General features: G+C 69.5%; 16 protein-coding genes and 3 pseudogenes. 8 read left to right on the top strand and 11 right to left on the bottom strand.

Annotation, left to right across the window (positions count from 1 at the left end; translation table 11 throughout):
• Positions 1 to 208 precede the first annotated feature (208 nt).
• Positions 209 to 409 (bottom strand): annotated as a pseudogene (locus tag ACYVO6_RS29030) (helix-turn-helix domain-containing protein); the annotation flags it as partial.
• A 313-nt stretch (positions 410 to 722) separates the two neighbouring features.
• On the opposite strand from ACYVO6_RS29030, the gene ACYVO6_RS29025 reads away from it, so the two are divergent.
• Positions 723 to 1,133: a VOC family protein gene (locus tag ACYVO6_RS29025; RefSeq protein ID WP_030617710.1), complete on the top strand. Its 411-nt coding sequence runs from the start codon at positions 723 to 725 to the stop codon at positions 1,131 to 1,133.
• On the opposite strand, the gene ACYVO6_RS29020 is transcribed toward ACYVO6_RS29025, so the two are convergent.
• From ACYVO6_RS29020 to ACYVO6_RS28995, 6 genes and pseudogenes are all read right to left on the bottom strand, one after another.
• On the bottom strand, positions 1,130 to 1,744 hold the full coding sequence (locus ACYVO6_RS29020) for a transposase (RefSeq protein WP_461066237.1): 615 nt from the start codon (positions 1,742 to 1,744) through the stop codon (positions 1,130 to 1,132). The genes ACYVO6_RS29025 and ACYVO6_RS29020 overlap by 4 nt on opposite strands.
• A complete protein-coding gene (locus ACYVO6_RS29015) occupies positions 1,714 to 2,262 on the bottom strand; it encodes a winged helix-turn-helix domain-containing protein (RefSeq protein WP_461066235.1) in 549 nt (182 codons plus the stop codon). Before ACYVO6_RS29015 ends, ACYVO6_RS29020 begins: the two co-directional genes overlap by 31 nt.
• A 55-nt stretch (positions 2,263 to 2,317) precedes the next feature.
• The gene (locus ACYVO6_RS29010; protein ID WP_033329167.1) at positions 2,318 to 2,710 is read right to left on the bottom strand and encodes a nuclear transport factor 2 family protein; all 393 of its coding nucleotides are present in this window, start codon (positions 2,708 to 2,710) and stop codon (positions 2,318 to 2,320) included.
• A gap of 463 nt (positions 2,711 to 3,173) precedes the next feature.
• Entirely contained in the window at positions 3,174 to 3,923 is a 750-nt protein-coding gene (locus tag ACYVO6_RS29005) for a class I SAM-dependent methyltransferase (protein WP_461066232.1), read from the bottom strand.
• A gap of 84 nt (positions 3,924 to 4,007) precedes the next feature.
• Positions 4,008 to 4,202 carry a hypothetical protein gene (locus tag ACYVO6_RS29000; RefSeq protein ID WP_461066230.1) on the bottom strand — a complete coding sequence of 65 codons (195 nt, stop codon included), beginning with the start codon at positions 4,200 to 4,202 and terminating at the stop codon, positions 4,008 to 4,010.
• Between the two features lie 269 nt (positions 4,203 to 4,471).
• Positions 4,472 to 6,920, bottom strand: a pseudogene (locus tag ACYVO6_RS28995) (ABC transporter permease).
• A 214-nt stretch (positions 6,921 to 7,134) separates the two neighbouring features.
• On the opposite strand from ACYVO6_RS28995, the gene ACYVO6_RS28990 reads away from it, so the two are divergent.
• Positions 7,135 to 8,415 carry a sensor histidine kinase gene (locus ACYVO6_RS28990; protein WP_461066245.1) on the top strand — a complete coding sequence of 427 codons (1,281 nt, stop codon included), beginning with the start codon at positions 7,135 to 7,137 and terminating at the stop codon, positions 8,413 to 8,415.
• The gene (locus ACYVO6_RS28985) at positions 8,370 to 9,047 is read left to right on the top strand and encodes a response regulator (protein WP_461066228.1); all 678 of its coding nucleotides are present in this window, start codon (positions 8,370 to 8,372) and stop codon (positions 9,045 to 9,047) included. Before ACYVO6_RS28990 ends, ACYVO6_RS28985 begins: the two co-directional genes overlap by 46 nt.
• A gap of 22 nt (positions 9,048 to 9,069) precedes the next feature.
• Here ACYVO6_RS28985 and ACYVO6_RS28980 read toward each other — a convergent pair whose 3' ends face one another.
• Together ACYVO6_RS28980 and ACYVO6_RS28975 are read right to left on the bottom strand one after the other, a co-directional pair.
• Positions 9,070 to 9,546: a GNAT family N-acetyltransferase gene (locus tag ACYVO6_RS28980; protein WP_461066226.1), complete on the bottom strand. Its 477-nt coding sequence runs from the start codon at positions 9,544 to 9,546 to the stop codon at positions 9,070 to 9,072.
• 38 nt (positions 9,547 to 9,584) lie between these two features.
• Positions 9,585 to 9,737: a hypothetical protein gene (locus ACYVO6_RS28975; RefSeq protein WP_461066224.1), complete on the bottom strand. Its 153-nt coding sequence runs from the start codon at positions 9,735 to 9,737 to the stop codon at positions 9,585 to 9,587.
• 225 nt (positions 9,738 to 9,962) lie between these two features.
• On the opposite strand from ACYVO6_RS28975, the gene ACYVO6_RS28970 reads away from it, so the two are divergent.
• Positions 9,963 to 10,532, top strand: a complete 570-nt coding sequence (locus ACYVO6_RS28970) for a TetR/AcrR family transcriptional regulator (protein WP_461066222.1) — start codon at positions 9,963 to 9,965, stop codon at positions 10,530 to 10,532.
• A 58-nt stretch (positions 10,533 to 10,590) separates the two neighbouring features.
• Here the strand turns inward: ACYVO6_RS28970 and ACYVO6_RS28965 are convergent, their stop codons facing one another.
• Both ACYVO6_RS28965 and ACYVO6_RS28960 read right to left on the bottom strand, forming a co-directional pair.
• Positions 10,591 to 10,887, bottom strand: coding sequence for a hypothetical protein (locus tag ACYVO6_RS28965; protein WP_461066247.1), 297 nt, complete (start codon positions 10,885 to 10,887; stop codon positions 10,591 to 10,593).
• A gap of 160 nt (positions 10,888 to 11,047) precedes the next feature.
• Positions 11,048 to 11,323: pseudogene (locus ACYVO6_RS28960) on the bottom strand (hypothetical protein); the annotation flags it as partial.
• A 1-nt stretch (position 11,324) separates the two neighbouring features.
• Between ACYVO6_RS28960 and ACYVO6_RS28955 the strand changes: the two are divergent.
• From ACYVO6_RS28955 to ACYVO6_RS28940, 4 genes are all read left to right on the top strand, one after another.
• A complete protein-coding gene (locus ACYVO6_RS28955) occupies positions 11,325 to 12,137 on the top strand; it encodes an oxidoreductase (RefSeq protein WP_461066243.1) in 813 nt (270 codons plus the stop codon).
• 65 nt (positions 12,138 to 12,202) lie between these two features.
• Complete coding sequence (locus ACYVO6_RS28950) at positions 12,203 to 12,721, top strand: nuclear transport factor 2 family protein (RefSeq protein WP_461066220.1); 519 nt, start codon at positions 12,203 to 12,205, stop codon at positions 12,719 to 12,721.
• Positions 12,722 to 12,866: 145 nt separating this feature from the next.
• Positions 12,867 to 13,025, top strand: a complete 159-nt coding sequence (locus ACYVO6_RS28945; protein ID WP_461066218.1) for a hypothetical protein — start codon at positions 12,867 to 12,869, stop codon at positions 13,023 to 13,025.
• The gene (locus ACYVO6_RS28940; RefSeq protein ID WP_461066216.1) at positions 13,022 to 14,173 is read left to right on the top strand and encodes an L-dopachrome tautomerase-related protein; all 1,152 of its coding nucleotides are present in this window, start codon (positions 13,022 to 13,024) and stop codon (positions 14,171 to 14,173) included. The genes ACYVO6_RS28945 and ACYVO6_RS28940 overlap by 4 nt, the downstream gene beginning before the upstream one ends.

Genomic DNA, 14,173 nt, shown 5'->3' with positions numbered 1-14,173 from the left:
CTCCGACACAGTGAGCGCCGGCCGCGCCCGGTCGGTCGTATGTCACGGCGCCGTCTCTCCACAAGGATGTAAGGGGCGTAAGGGAAGGAGGTCGAGGTGCTGGAGCGGCGCTGTCGTGGCTTTGCCCTGGCCGGGGGAGGGCAGTCGGCGGCTGTCGAAGTTCATGCACCGGCAGCATGGCGGCGGACCGCAACGCCGCTGTGTATCGCTACCGGCGGCGCAGGAGCCGGCGTGCGCTGAGCGCCAGGCTGACGTCCACCAGGTCGGTCGGGCGGGCCAGGGACCGTCCCGTGAGCTGTTCGTATCGGCGCAGGCGGTTGAGGACCGTGTTGCGGTGACAGTAGAGGCGTTCGGACGCGCGCTGTGCGGATCCGTCGCACTCCAGCCAGACGGCCAAGCAGACCAGGACGTAGCTCACCGGATAATCGCCGCCCTTGCTGCTGCGTACCCGCTCACGCCCGAACAGCGTGCCGCTCTCCCGACGGTTCGTTGAGTCGCGTTAGCGCCCCGACCGGAGATTCAGGAACTTCCGCCTGACTGATGACTTCCTAGCCGGCGTACCAAAACCTCGTGCCCGGGTTCCGGCCGACGACCGGCGCCTGGAGACCGGATATGAGCTCGGACAATACAGACAAGGTGTATCGCGTTTGGACTCGCGACCTTAAATCTCAAGCTTAGGGCCTGTCTCGAAGTCGGGTGTGAGCTCGTGACAAGATCGCGGGATGCTGCGACTCACCGATTTCATTATCGACTGCCCGGACACGATGAAGCTGGCGGCTTTCTACTCCGAGGTGACGGGCCGTCCGATCAAGGAAGGCAGCTCCGAGGACTGGGCCGGCATCCAGTTCGGCGAGATCGAGCTGGCATTCATCCGGGTGGACGACTACCGCGCTCCGCAGTGGCCCGACAGCGAGCACCCCAAGCAGTTCCACCTCGACTTCGAAGTGGACGAGATCGAGTCCGAGCAGCGCCGCGTCCTCGACCTCGGCGCGACGCTAAGGCAGGACTTCATCGGCCCCAACGGCTACGGCTGGCAGATCTACACCGACCCGATCGGCCACCCCTTCTGCCTGTGCCGCAACAAGGGCGTCATCTGGACCGACCAGGGCCCGATCTGGCCCAAGCGCGACTAAGCGGCTTGGATGCGGTTCGTTGCTGACTGTCGGATCCGGTCGCGTTGATGGTTCATGGCCTGGTCGACGACCTTGCCGATGGCGTCGGTGCTGGTCTGGGCGCGTTGCGAGTAATCCTGGTACTTCGCCTGGCGCCAGACCAACTCGATGTCGTTCAACTCCGGGCTGCGCGGTGGCAGGTAGAACAGCTCCACCCCGATCTTGGTCAGCTGCTTGCGGCGGCCCTTGAACGCCTTGGCCATGTGCGCTGAGGCGTTGTCCAGCACCACGGTGCACGGCCGCGAGCGTGCCCAGACGGGCAGCTGTCCATCGAGGCCGTCGGCGGCCAGCTCCAGGGCTGCGGCCCCACCGGGCAGGCCGGCCAGGTCCGCGCAGACGAACTCCAGCAGCATCCCGGCGTCGATCTTCCCGCAGGTGGGCTGCCAGAGAAGGTCCGGCGTGGTGCCCACGATCTGGGCGCCGAGCACGTTGACCCGGCGGTTCTTGGTGTCCTCACGGGGCACCACCGCCCGCTGCCCGATGCGCGAGTAGGTGTAGCCGGTGGGCATGGTCGGGGCGAAGCCGAACTCGTCCAGGAAGATCAGGTCGCGCTCGCCCGCGTGCGCCTCCATCCGTAAGTCCGCAAGTCCTCCAACCGGGCCCGGGCCGCTTGCTGGAGGACGGGGTCGGCCTGGTGCCGCACCGTGTCGCGGGTGCGTTTCCAGCGGAAGCCGTCACGGCGCAGCAGCTCCCACAGCCAGTCAGCGGAGATCTCTACTCCGCGCTGTTCGCGCAGCCAGTCGCGCAGTGCCGGGACGGTCCAGGTGATCCCTTCCGCGGCGGAGACGTCCAGCAGCCGTGCCAGCGCGGCGCGGTCGTCGTCGCCGAGCACCCTGGCCGGACGCCCCGGGCGTGGGGCGTCCGGCAGTGCCTTGACCCCGCCGTCGTCGAGGCGGTGGGCCGCCGCGCGGACCGTGACCACGTTGCACTCCAGCAGGTCGGCGACCTCGGGGGCGGTCTTGCCGCGGTCGAGCAGGCGGATGCACTCCGCCCGCTGCCGGGTGTAGCGGGTCAGATCCCGCCGAGCCAGCAGTTCGCGCAACTCGCGACGCTGATCGGCAGTCAACTCGATGCGGAGGAAGTTCGACATGGCGTCCCTCCCACAGGAGCCCTACCCAACCAGCAGCCAACTTCACCCGAGCCGCTTAGAAGCGATGTGGCCACGTGAGATGGATGACCCGCCGGGAAATGCGCCAGCCGTCATCGGTGCGTCGCAGGTCGTCGGCGTAGACGACGCTGGCGACACCGCCGCCCTCCAGCAGGCTCAGACCTTTGGATCGGGCCCGCACCTCGTCGCCCGGGCCTTCCGACACGACGATGTTCGTCGTATGGTGGGCTTTCGCGTGTCCGGGGGCGTTCATGAAGGTCGCGATCGCGTCCAGCCCGACGACCGGGTCGCCGCCGAAGACGCTGCCGTCCCACACCGCGTCTTCGGTGAGGCATTCGCCGAGACGGTCCAGTTCGTGGTCGTCCATGATGTGCGCCCACAGCGCCAGGGCCCTGCTGATTTCGACGGTGTCTTCATTCGTGGGTTTCACGTTCGGCTCTCCATTTTGTGCGTTGCTGGATCAGGCCTTGGCGCCGCTCAGCGTGGCCAGCACCTGGTCGTAGGCGCCGTTTGGCCTCGGCCGATCCTCTCCTTCGCCGCAGGGGCTGGGCGCGCCCGGCAGTCTCGACTATGGGGGTGTATCGGCGGGGGCGGGAGAGGATCACATATCCATGGACCGACGATCCTCCCCAGCCGGCCACCATGGAGATCGCAAGAAGGAGCTGCGGACCCTAGCGGGAGTGTCCTGGCTACGTAACTCGACTTCGCGGACGTTTTCCCAAGCCAGAGCCTGGACGGACGCACGTCAACCCCATTCGTGAACACCCCACCGCAGCTCAGAACCCCTGTCGGAGAGATCCGGCAGGGGTTCTTCGGCGTCGTACAGCAGCGAAGTACAGCAACTGGGCTGCTTGTGCTGTGGGGGCTCCCGCACATGGCTGAGTGAGGGGTGGTCAGGTGGCGGCTCGGAGCCGGAAATGCAGGTCGGTGGTGCTGGTGGGCGCGGGCTTGCCATGCGGATCGGTGACCGCGGTCACGGTCAGGCCGGCGGCCGTGGCCAACTTTCCGAACTCATCACGGGTGTACCAGTGCAGGACCCACGGGCGCTCCACCACGCTGCTGTCTGAGCCGTGGTGGCGCTCGTAGCGCAGAAGCCTCGTCTGCGTCCGGGCTGTCTCGTCGCGCTGCTCGGCGACGACGGACACCCGAAGCTCGGCGCCGTCAGGGGCGGCGGCCGTGCGTACCCGGCCGATCTGTTCGGCCGGGGTCGGTGCGGGGGTGAACAGGGGAACCAGGGCGATGCCGTCCTCGGCCAGGTGAGCGCGGATGCCACGCAGGGCGGCCAGCGCCGTGGCATCGTCGGGGAGCAGCGTGAAGGTCGGCCCGGCGAGGAAGATCGCCCGGTAGCGGCGTGGCAGGTTCAGGGCCTCCATGCGCTGGTGAAACACGGTGGCGGAGATGCCTTGCTCGTCTGCCCGGCGCCGGAGGCGCGCCAGCATGTCCGCGGAGGAGTCGACGCCCTCGACCTCGAGGCCGCGTCGGCGTAGCTCCAGCAGAGGATCACCGTCCCCGCATCCCAGCTCCAATGCCGGCACGCCGGTTTGCTGAACGAAGGCCGCATAGGGCTCGGGGTCCTGGGAGAAGGACTTCAGAGGTCCATAGAGCTCTGCGACGATGCCGGTGTAGAAGTCAGCTGGGTCCACGCCCGTCACCCTATGCAAACCGATGCCCGGCGTTCACTGGATCAGTCGCACTCATGAACGCCGGGTTCTTCCGGCTGTGTTGGGTCAGCGTCGGTCTGTGGCTCGCGGGTGCCCGGTGCCTGCGAAGGTGATCCAGCAGGTCTCGCGGGCGGTGTCCAGGAGGTACCAGATGCGGCCGCCGCCAGTCACCTCGATCTGCCACTGCTCGCAGGTCTGTCTGCGGTGGGTGCCGTGCGCCAGGCTCGCCGACTTCCTTAGGTATCCGTAGTGACTCGTCATCTGCTGGCCTGGTGCCGGTGTTCGATGCCGAGATCGTATAAGGGTGCGAGGGTCGATTGCGTGACCTTCCCGTGGTGACGTCGTTGATCGGATGACAGCACTGTGGGCGGGAGGGGGATCGGTGAGCCGGAGGCTGCCGCTCGGCGAGGGGGAGGCCGCCCGCACCGCCTGTGCCCGCGGTGTGCTGCGCGCGGGGGTGGAGGAGAAGACCGGCGAAGTCCTGTCGGCCGGTGTGCTGGCGCCATCACTCAAAGGAGGGGCACAGGGCCTCACTCGTGCCCGCCCGCCAACCCCACCGCCCCTCGCCGCAAGGCGACCCACGTGGCGGCGAGTGCCGAGGCCACGGCCAGGAGTGCGCACGCCGTCAGCGTTGTGGCGAGGATCGGCCAGGGGATCTGGGGCGAGGTGGGTGTCGACAGGATGGTCAGGGCGGTCCACATCGGCAGCAGGTTCAGGGCGGTGGTCAAGAGGCCGAGTGTGCCTCCGACCGTTACCACCAGCAGGGCCTCGGCGGCGACCATGCGCAGGGTCTGGCCCTTGGTGGCGCAGGGCGGCCAGGTCGCGGGTGCGGGGGCGGTCGGAGGTTGCCATGATCATGGTGTTGGTCAGGGAGATGGCCGTGTACAACAGGGCGATACCGAGGACGAGGAAGATGCCGAGTCGGGTTGTGCGATTGGTTTCGGGGTAATTCGACTGGACCCACTGGGCTTTGGTGAAGATCTCGCCGCCCGTGCCGCGCACCGCCTCGTGCAGGCCCCTTGCCACCGCGGACCTGTCGGCACCCTTCGCGACTACCACGTCCACTCGGTCGACCGTGGCGCCCGGAGCGTTGCGCGGAGTGACGTAGACGCCGTTGTCGCCCGTGCCGATGGACAGTACGGCGGCGATCCGCAGGGACTTCTTCGTGCCGTCGCCGAGCCGGACGTCCACGCGGTCTCCGACCGTGTGCTTCTCCCACTCCTCGTTGACGATGATCGAGTCGTCGTCGAGTTCGCGGACTTTGCCAGCCGTGACCGGGAGACGGGTGGTCGCGGCGAGCGTACGCGGATCGGCCGCGCGGGCCTCGGACTTGATGAGGGCCACGCCCTCCTCCAGCGTGTACACGGCGCTCGACGAGGTCGCGGAGACCACGCTTCCGGGCGCCTCGCGCAGCCGCGCCACCGTCGTCGAGGTGAAGCCCACGCCGTCAGCCGGAGTGATCACGAAGTCGGCGGCCGTCTGCTCGCGGGTCTCGGTGGCCTTCGCCTCGTTCAGGGTGGCGGTGGCGCCGAGCAGGGAGCCGGCCAGCGCGACCGTGACCAGGACGGGGGCCGCGACGGCGGCGGTGCGGCGTACGTCCGTGGCGGCGTTCTCGCGTACCAACCTGCCGACCACGCCCGGCAGTTGGGCCGGAAGCCAGGCGATCACGCGGGTCAGCGGACGCACCAGGACCGGGGCGAGCAGGGCGACCGCGGTGATCAGCAGCATGGTGCGGCTGATGTACGTCTTGCGGTGCAGCAGGTCGCCCGGATCGCTGAACAGGGCCACTCCCAGCGTCACGGCGGCGGTCAGCAGCAGTGCCGCGCCGCACAGCCCGCGGCCCCACGTCATCGTCCGCGTATCGGCGGACGCCTCGCGCAGCGCCTCGGTCGGTGCGGTCCTCCCGGCCCGCCAGGAAGCGGCCACCACTCCGCACAGCGCGACCAGCAGGCCCGTCCAGAAGGCCAGGTGGTACGGCCAGGTGTGATCGCCGATTGTGAACCAGCTCGGTGCGAGACCGCCGTCGACCACCCGGTCGGCGAGCCACGGCGCACCGTACGCCCCGAGTACGCAGCCGGCGGCCGAAGCGAGTACGTCGATCACGAGGGCCTCGGCGAAGACCATGCGCCGGATCTGGCCGGAGGTCGCCCCGACGGTGCGCAACAGCCCGAACTCCCGGCGCCGTTGGGCCACCGCGAACGCGAAGGTGGACGCCACCACGAACACCGACACGAAGCCGGTGACCCCACCGGCCGTGCCGAACAGGGCGTTCATCGCGGTCAGCGCCTCGCTGTCCCGGTCGGGGTCGGCATCGGCGTAACGGCGCGCGTCACCGGTGAGTACCTGTACGCCGCTGCCGCGCACCACGTCGCGTACGGCCGCCGCGTCCGCTTCCACGACGAGTTGGACGCTGCGCGGCGACAGCTCGGCGGCGCGCGCGTCGGTGTAGAACACGGCGTTCTCGAAGCCGCGCCCGGCGACGGTGCCGACGACGCGTACGGTGCCGCGGTCGGTCCGTACGCGCTCGCCGGGTCTCGCCCAGTCACCGCTGACGACGACCTCGTCGGCCGTACGGGGCGCGCGTCCCGCCTTCATCTCGTACGGGGCGAAGGCCGCGGTCGACCAGGGGCGGCCCACCAGCTCGCGGGGGCCGCCCCGGGCCCGTACGGCGAACGACCGGTCCTCGACGACCGTCCCGAGGTCCTTCAGCCGCGCGACGACCTCGTCCGGTACGGCACGCGGATGCGCGAGCTGCCGCGTCTCGTCGCCGTTCGCGGTGGGCACTCGCAGGGTGTCCGCGCCCTTCACGACGACCGGCGCCGCGGCGAACCGCTCGGGCCCGCGCTCGGGCGCGTCCAGCGAGGAGGCGAGGGCCAGGCCCATCACGGCGATCAGCGCGACGCCCAGCGAGAGGGCGACGAAGCTGCCGACGAAGGTGATCCAGCGGGTATGCAGCGTGCGCAGGGCGATTCTCAGCACAGCATGGCCTCGATCTGGCGATTCGGGTTGGTGACGGCTTCACGAAACCGTGCGAGGGCACAAAGGCGCACTGCGGCAGAGCCGAGACCTGAGGTAGGGCCAGGCCTACCCCCGATCCGCCCCCTGGACCGATGGCACCGGCACGTACGCGGCTTCTACGGTGACCTCCATGCATCCGGCGATCCCCGCACAACCCCGCACCGTGTGGCAGGCCATGACCAGGCCCGGCTACCTGCTGTCGGCGTGGCCCTGGCGCTCGATCGGCTACCTGGTCACCGGTGCCGTGATCGGCGTCGCCGCCCTGGTGGCGATCGTGACCCTGGCGGCGGTCGGCGGGGTCCTCGCCGTCGTCCTGGTGGGGCTGCCGCTGCTGGTCGGCACGGCCCTGGCCGGTCTGCCGGTGGCCCGCGTCGAGCGGCTCAGGCTGCGTCTGGTCGACCTGGAGCCGGCGCCCGACCAGCACCGGGTGCCCGCCGAGCCCGGTCTGTGGGCCTGGCTGACGACGCGGCTGCGGGAGCGGACGACCTGGCGGGAGCTCGGGTACGCACTCCTGTTCGCGGGCCTGCTGTGGCCGGTGGACGTCCTGGTGCTCACGGTCGCCCTGCTGTTCCCGGCGTCCATGACGGCAACTCCGCTGCTGATGGCGACGGTTGGCGACGGCCATGAGGCGAAGGTGCTCAAGCAGTGGACGGTCACCAGCTGGCCGGCCGCCTTCGGCATCGCCGTCCTCGGGCTCGTCCTGATGGGCCTGTGCGCCTACGTTCTCGGAGTCGCGGCGGGCGCGCGGGCCGCCCTGACCCGTCTGCTGATCGCCTCCCGCGAGGGCGACCTGGGGGCGCGGGTCGTCGAACTGGCGCGTTCCCGCGTCCGGTTGGTGGACGCCTTCGAGGCGGAGCGGCGGCGTATCGAGCGTGATCTGCACGACGGGGCGCAGCAGCGGCTGGTGGCCCTGACAATGACCCTCGGTCTTGCCCGACTTGACGCCCCGCCGGGCGCGCTCGCCGACCAGCTCGCCAAGGCGCACGACGAGGCGGGCAAGGCCCTCGCCGAGCTGCGCGAGCTCATCCACGGCATCCATCCGCAGGTCCTCGCGGACTACGGACTCCAGGCGGCCGTCGCCGACGCTGCCGACCGCTGCGTAATCCCCGTGGACGTGAGCCTGGAACTGCCCGGGCGCCTGCCCCAAGCGGTGGAGGCAGCCGCGTACTTCGTGGTGTGCGAGGCCCTCGCCAACGTCGACAAGCACAGCGGGGCGCACCGTGCCGAGGTCGGCGGCGGTCACCGCGCCGGTCGGCTGTTCCTGGAGGTACGCGACGACGGGCGGGGCGGCGCGGACGCCGGGAGTGGCAGCGGGCTGACCGGACTCGCGGACCGGGTGTCAGTACTGGATGGCAGACTTTCCCTGTCCAGCCCGCCCGGCGGACCGACCTTGTTGCGCGTGGAGATCCCTTGCGAGCTGACCGAGTTGACCGACCGGCCCGGTCCCTCCGCGTAGTCCTGGCCGAGGACAGCGTGCTGCTGAGGGACGGGCTCATCGGCCTGCTCACCCGCTACGGGCACGAGGTGGTCGCGGCCGTCGGCGACGCCGAGGCGCTGCTCGCCGCGGTCGACGAGCACGGGCCGGACATCGTGGTGACGGACGTCCGGATGCCCCCCGGTTTCCAGGACGAGGGCCTGCACGCGGCCGTACGGCTGCGCGAAACGCGGCCCACGCTGCCCGTCCTGGTCCTCAGCCAGTACGTCCAGCGGACATACGCCGCCGACCTGCTCGACTCCGGCGACGGAACGGGCGTCGGCTATCTGCTCAAGGACCGGGTCGGGCAGGTGGAGGAGTTCGTGGACGCGCTGATCGAGGTCGCCGACGGCGGCACGGTCGTCGACCCCGAGGTCGTACGCCAACTGCTGCGCCGCCGCCGCGATCCGCTGGAGCGGCTCACCCCGCGCGAGCGCGAGGTCCTGGCGCTGATCGCCCAGGGCCGGTCGAACGGCGCGATCGCCCGCGAACTGGTGGTGTCCGAGGCCGCCGTAGGCAAGCACATCAGCGGCATCCTCACCAAGCTGGACCTGCCCCCGGCCGACGAGACCCACCGCAGGGTCCTGGCCGTACTGACCTTCCTGCGCGCCTGACACCCCCTCAAAGCTGGATGTTTCACAGGTACTTCGCGAAGCACCTGCTCGAGTCGTGGAAGCGGTAGTGGCCGAACTTGGCGCAGGGTTCGTAGCCGCTGGACGTGTAGAGGGCGATCGCCTCCGGCTGCTTCGTGCCCGTTTCCAGGACCATGCGGGTACGGCCCGCCGCGCGGGCGTCGTCCTCCAGGGCCGCGAGGATACGGCGGGCGAGGCCGTTGCCGCGCGCCTCCTCGATCACGTACATGCGCTTGATCTCCGCGTCGCCGTCCGAGTAGCCCTCGTCGTTCGCGTCCTGGGCACGCCAGCCGCCCGTGGCCACCGGCCGCTCCTGCGGGTCGTACGCGATGAGATACAGGCCGAGCGGCGGCTCGAACATCGACGGGTCGAGCGGGGTGACATCACCCTCGTCGTCGTAGCGCGCGGCGTACTCGGCCTGGACCTGGTCGTTCAGCTTGACGGCGTCGGGGTGGTCGAAGGAGGCGCGACGTATATACATGCTGAGTATCGTACTTCTATGCGTTGACGGCTGGCGATTCATTTTTCCATGGGTCGGTATCGCGCCCCGGTGTCGGTGAGCCGGCCGGTCTTGCCGATGTAGTCGTCGAGGGTGACGCCCTGTACGGGCAGTGCGTCGAGCAGTTGGTCGGAACGCAGGTCGCAGAACAACAACCGGTAAGCGGTCGGCAAGAGTTCACCCCCTTTGGCGTGCTGGTGATCAAGAAACGGGTAGCGCCAGGCTCGCCAGTCGCAACGCCTCTCCGTCAAGGAGGCGACGACGCAGGGGTGTTGCACCGAGCCTCAGTTCGGGCTTCAGGTGTCCGCTCGACTGTGGGCGGCGCCGGATATCGCCCCCGGTGGACCTTCGTAAACCGATCGGTTTTCATTCCGGTGGAATCGAGTTAACCTCGAAGTGTGACCACCAAGGCGAAGCAAAGTCCCCGGGAGCGGCTGCTGGACGCGGCGGCCACGCTCACCTACCGAGACGGTGTCGGCATCGGCGTCGAGGCGTTGTGCAAGGCGGCGGGGGTGTCCAAGCGCTCGATGTACCAGCTGTTCGAGAGCAAGGACGAACTGCTCGCGGCGAGCCTGAAGGAGCGTGCCGCCGCCTACGTGGCGAGGGCCCTGCCCTCGGCGGACGACGACCGTTCACCCCGCGAGCGGATCCTGCACGTCTTCGAGCGGGTGGAACTGCAGGCGGGTGCGCCCGAGTACCAAGGCTGCCGGTACCTGGCCGTGCAGATCGAGCTGAAGGACCAGAGTCACCCTGCGAGCCAGGTGGCCCACCGGATCAAGGCGGGGCTGACGGCGTTTTTCCGCGCCGAGGCCGAACGGGGTGGCGCGAGCGATCCCGACCTGCTGGCCCGGCAGCTCAGCCTGGTCTTCGATGGCGCCAGTGCCCGCGCGGGGATCGGCGCCGACAACCTGACCGGGCTCATCGTGCCCACTGTGGCCCTCCTGCTCGATGCGGCAGGCATGCGCTGACGCATCGCCTTTCCGGGCAGGTTCGGTGACTGATGTGCTCTCCGAGCCGATGCCGGTCTCAGGCAGCCGGCACGGCCCGCATGGCTTCATGCCCTTGCTCCCCGGCACTCGGGGCGAAGTCCGGTGATCGTAAGGGAATTGATGAGCAGCCGGGCGCGGGGAAGGTTGTGGTCTTGCCGGCATCGGCGCCCAGCGGCAGGGCATGGTTTCCCGGAGCCTCATCCAGCCGGCCCGGACGCTCGCCGATCTGGTCCTCGCCCCGTGCGTCGGTGGCTGCCGCGACGGCGTATCCCTGCATCTGCATCTGGAGCGTTTCGGGGTGCGTCGAGATCGGCCGCGTGTAAGCGATCGCCATGGGGCTGCCCATTGCGTGGGAGGGCCCGCTCGCGCCCCTTCACCCCTTTGGCCGCCCTCTCGAAAGCCAGGCGGGCGTCTTCCGTGCTCCGCGTCAAGGCGGCGACGACGATCGCCTTCTTGCCCGGGAAGAGTCGGAAGAGGTACGGCTGCGTGACACCGGCACGCTTGGCAATCGCCTCGGTAGAGGTGCCGAGGCAGCCCTTGAGCGCGAACTCGGCGATCGCAGCGCGGAGATGACGCTCTCGCGTCTCTCCTGACTGCTCATCCGGCCCGTGCCGCCATGCCGGCGGGCGCCGGTCGGCTCGACCTGAAGGCGGCCGGTGACGCGTGCCCGGGATCAGTTCCCTCCTTGAGCTTGTGCATTGGAAACCGATCGGTTTACAGTGGGGGCGAGGCGAAACCGATCGGTTTCCCAGATGAGTTCGGGAGTGCATGATGACGACAAATCGGCCGGTGGCCCTCGTGACGGGCGCGTCCTCCGGCATCGGCAGGGAAGCCGCGCTCGCGCTGGTCGCAGCGGGTTTCGACGTGGCCGGCACCGGCCGCGACACCTCACGCGTCACCCCGCTCCACGGGGTGACGTTCCTCGACCTCGACGTGGCCAGCGACAAGTCGGTCACCGCCGCGGTCCAGCAGGTGATCGAGCGGTTCGGGCGGATCGACGTCCTGGTCAACAACGCCGGCATCGGCTCGATAGGGGCGGCCGAGGAAACCTCCGTCGCGCAGGCCCAGGGCGTCTTCGACACCAACGTCCTCGGGGTCATGCGCATGGTGAAGGAAGTCCTGCCGCACATGCGCGCCCAGGGACGCGGGCGCATCATCAACCTCTCGTCCGTGCAGGGGTTCATCCCCGCCCCCTACATGGCCGTCTACGGCGCGTCCAAGCACGCGATCGAGGGCTACTCCCAGTCCCTGGACCACGAGGTCCGGGAGTACGGCGTCCGGTCGCTCCTCGTCGAACCCGCCTACACCCGGACCGGATTCGAGGCCAACAGCGCGAAGCCCGACACGCCCATGCAGACATACGCGGACCAGCGGCGCGTCTTCGACCGCCTGATGACGGATGCGATCAAGGACGGCGACGACCCCGCCGTCGTCGCCAAGGCGATCGTCACCGCGGCCACCGACAAGAAGCCGAAGCTGCGCTACGCCGCCGGCCCCATGGCCGGGCGCGCGCGCATGCTCCGCTTCGTTCCCGCCTGGGTCCTGGACAAGCAGGTCCGCACGATGAACAAGCTGGCCGGCTGACACCCCCCACCTCCACCCCCCGCCACCCGCAAATCCAATCGCGCCGCTGATACCGGGAGAGACCCATGTCCAAGACCCTGCACTCCGCCGCCGCTACCGTCGCGAGCTGGCGCTCCGCCGAGGAACGCGGTGATGTCGAAGCCGCGGTCGCGTGCCTGAGCCCGGACGTCGTGCTCAGCTCGCCGCTCACCGACCAGTTCCCCTTCGAGGGATCTGACCAGCTGCGCGACTTCCTGACCGTGGCGTTCGCGGCGGTCAAGGACGTCCAGTACCACACCCAGACCGGCGAGGGCGACACGTACGCCCTGGTCTACCGGGCGCGGGTGGGTTCCCAGTCGTTCGAGGAGGTGCAGATGCTGCGGCTCGACGACGAAGCACGCATCAAGGAGATCACGCTCTTCGGGCGTCCGATGCCGGCCCTCACCGCCCTGATGCACCTCATGGGTCCGGCGCTCGCTCGCCAGCAGGGCCGCCGGGGCCTTGCGACGCTCATGAGCGTCAGCACCGTACCCATTCACGCGATGGTCTCCTCGGGGGACCGCAGCATGGTCGCGAAGACCCGCCCGGCAGCCCGGCGGACCTGAGAGCACCAGGTCCACCGGCCGTTTGACCCCGTTCCCCTTCCAGGTTCCAGGAGTTGGCGGTAGCCGCAGGCCATGTCCTCGGCGGACAGCTCCGAGTCGCAGGAACGCAGAAGGTACTTGCCGTCCAGGTGGGCTTCGGCTCGCCATGACCACACGGGCGAAGCCGACTCCTCGAGAGCGGCTGCTGGAGGCGGCGCCCTCCACCGGCAACGGCAGCGTCCGGCCGATCCCCCCATGCGCCGAGGTGATGCGGCAACTCGCCGCGCCCTCCGGCGACTCGACCCAACAGGAGACGCTCACATGAAACGACGTACGTTCCTTACGGCGACCACCGCCTCGCTGGCCGCCACCCAACTCGCCGGGCCCGCCTCCGCCTACGCCTCCGGTTCAACAGCCAGAAAGTACGAGGTCGTTGCCCGTTTCTGGGACGCGATGCCGACGGGCGTCACCGTCTCGCGCCGCGGCCGGGTCTTCGTCAACTTCCCCCGCTGGGGCGACGACGTCCCGTTCACCGTCGCCGAACTGCGGGGCGGCAAGCCGGTGGCCTACCCCGACGCCGAGGTGAACCGCGAGGACGCCTCCGACCTGGCCGGGCACTTCCAGTCGGTGCAGAGCGTCGTCGTCGATGCGGCCGACCGGCTGTGGATCCTCGACACCGGAAGCCCGCTGTTCGCCGGGTCCTCCTACGGCGGCCCGAAGCTCGTGGCGGTCGACCTGCGCACCGACCGGATCGTACGGAAGATCCTCTTCCCGCCCGAGGTGGTGCCGGCGAACAGCTACCCCAACGACGTGCGCTTCGACCTGCGGCGCGGCGCCGAGGGCATGGCGTTCATCACCGACTCGGGCGGCTCCAACGGCGTGATCGTCGTCGACCTCGCCACCGGCCGCTCCTGGCGGCGACTGACCGGCCATCCCTCCGCGCTCGCGGACAAGCAGTTCCTACCGGTCATCGAGGGCGAGCCCTTCATGGTCCGCCCCGCGGGCGGCGAACCCACGTACTACGAGACCGGCTCCGACGGCATCGCTCTCAGCGCCGACGGCACGCGCCTCTACTACTGCCCGCTGTCCAGCCGCCGGCTGCACAGCGTGTCCACCGACGCCCTCGCCGACCCGGACGCCACGGACGCCGAGGTGGCGGCGACGGTCGAGGACCTCGGGTTCAAGCCGATGGCCGACGGCCTGGAGAGCGACGACAAGGGGCGGCTCTACGGCGGCGACCTGGAACACAACGCCATCTGGCGCAGGAGCCCGAACGGTACCTACCGGACCCTCGCCCAGGGGAGCGACCTGATCTGGGTCGACACCCTGTCCGTCGCCTCGGACCGGCACCTGTACGCCATCGCCAACCAGCTCAACCGGCTGTCACCCTTCCACGAGGGCCAGGACCTGCGCCGCAAGCCCTACCTCCTGGTCCGCCTGCCGATCGACGCCGGGCCGGTCAGGCTCGTGTGA

Source organism: Streptomyces pseudoechinosporeus (genome assembly GCF_054783935.1).
The sequence above is the reverse complement of the archived record's forward strand: the minus strand, read 5'-3'. Positions and strand labels throughout refer to the sequence as shown.

What these genes read in the sequence shown, in the direction of transcription:
- ACYVO6_RS29025 (WP_030617710.1), top strand. Translation starts at nt 723, where the DNA reads ATGCTGCGACTCACCGATTTCATTATCGACTGCCCGGACACGATGAAG.
- ACYVO6_RS29020 (WP_461066237.1), bottom strand. Translation starts at nt 1,744, where the DNA reads ATGGAGGCGCACGCGGGCGAGCGCGACCTGATCTTCCTGGACGAGTTC.
- ACYVO6_RS29015 (WP_461066235.1), bottom strand. Translation starts at nt 2,262, where the DNA reads ATGTCGAACTTCCTCCGCATCGAGTTGACTGCCGATCAGCGTCGCGAG.
- ACYVO6_RS29000 (WP_461066230.1), bottom strand. Translation starts at nt 4,202, where the DNA reads ATGACGAGTCACTACGGATACCTAAGGAAGTCGGCGAGCCTGGCGCAC.
- ACYVO6_RS28990 (WP_461066245.1), top strand. Translation starts at nt 7,135, where the DNA reads ATGACCAGGCCCGGCTACCTGCTGTCGGCGTGGCCCTGGCGCTCGATC.
- ACYVO6_RS28980 (WP_461066226.1), bottom strand. Translation starts at nt 9,546, where the DNA reads ATGTATATACGTCGCGCCTCCTTCGACCACCCCGACGCCGTCAAGCTG.
- ACYVO6_RS28965 (WP_461066247.1), bottom strand. Translation starts at nt 10,887, where the DNA reads ATGGCGATCGCTTACACGCGGCCGATCTCGACGCACCCCGAAACGCTC.
- ACYVO6_RS28955 (WP_461066243.1), top strand. Translation starts at nt 11,325, where the DNA reads ATGACGACAAATCGGCCGGTGGCCCTCGTGACGGGCGCGTCCTCCGGC.
- ACYVO6_RS28950 (WP_461066220.1), top strand. Translation starts at nt 12,203, where the DNA reads ATGTCCAAGACCCTGCACTCCGCCGCCGCTACCGTCGCGAGCTGGCGC.
- ACYVO6_RS28945 (WP_461066218.1), top strand. Translation starts at nt 12,867, where the DNA reads ATGACCACACGGGCGAAGCCGACTCCTCGAGAGCGGCTGCTGGAGGCG.
- ACYVO6_RS28940 (WP_461066216.1), top strand. Translation starts at nt 13,022, where the DNA reads ATGAAACGACGTACGTTCCTTACGGCGACCACCGCCTCGCTGGCCGCC.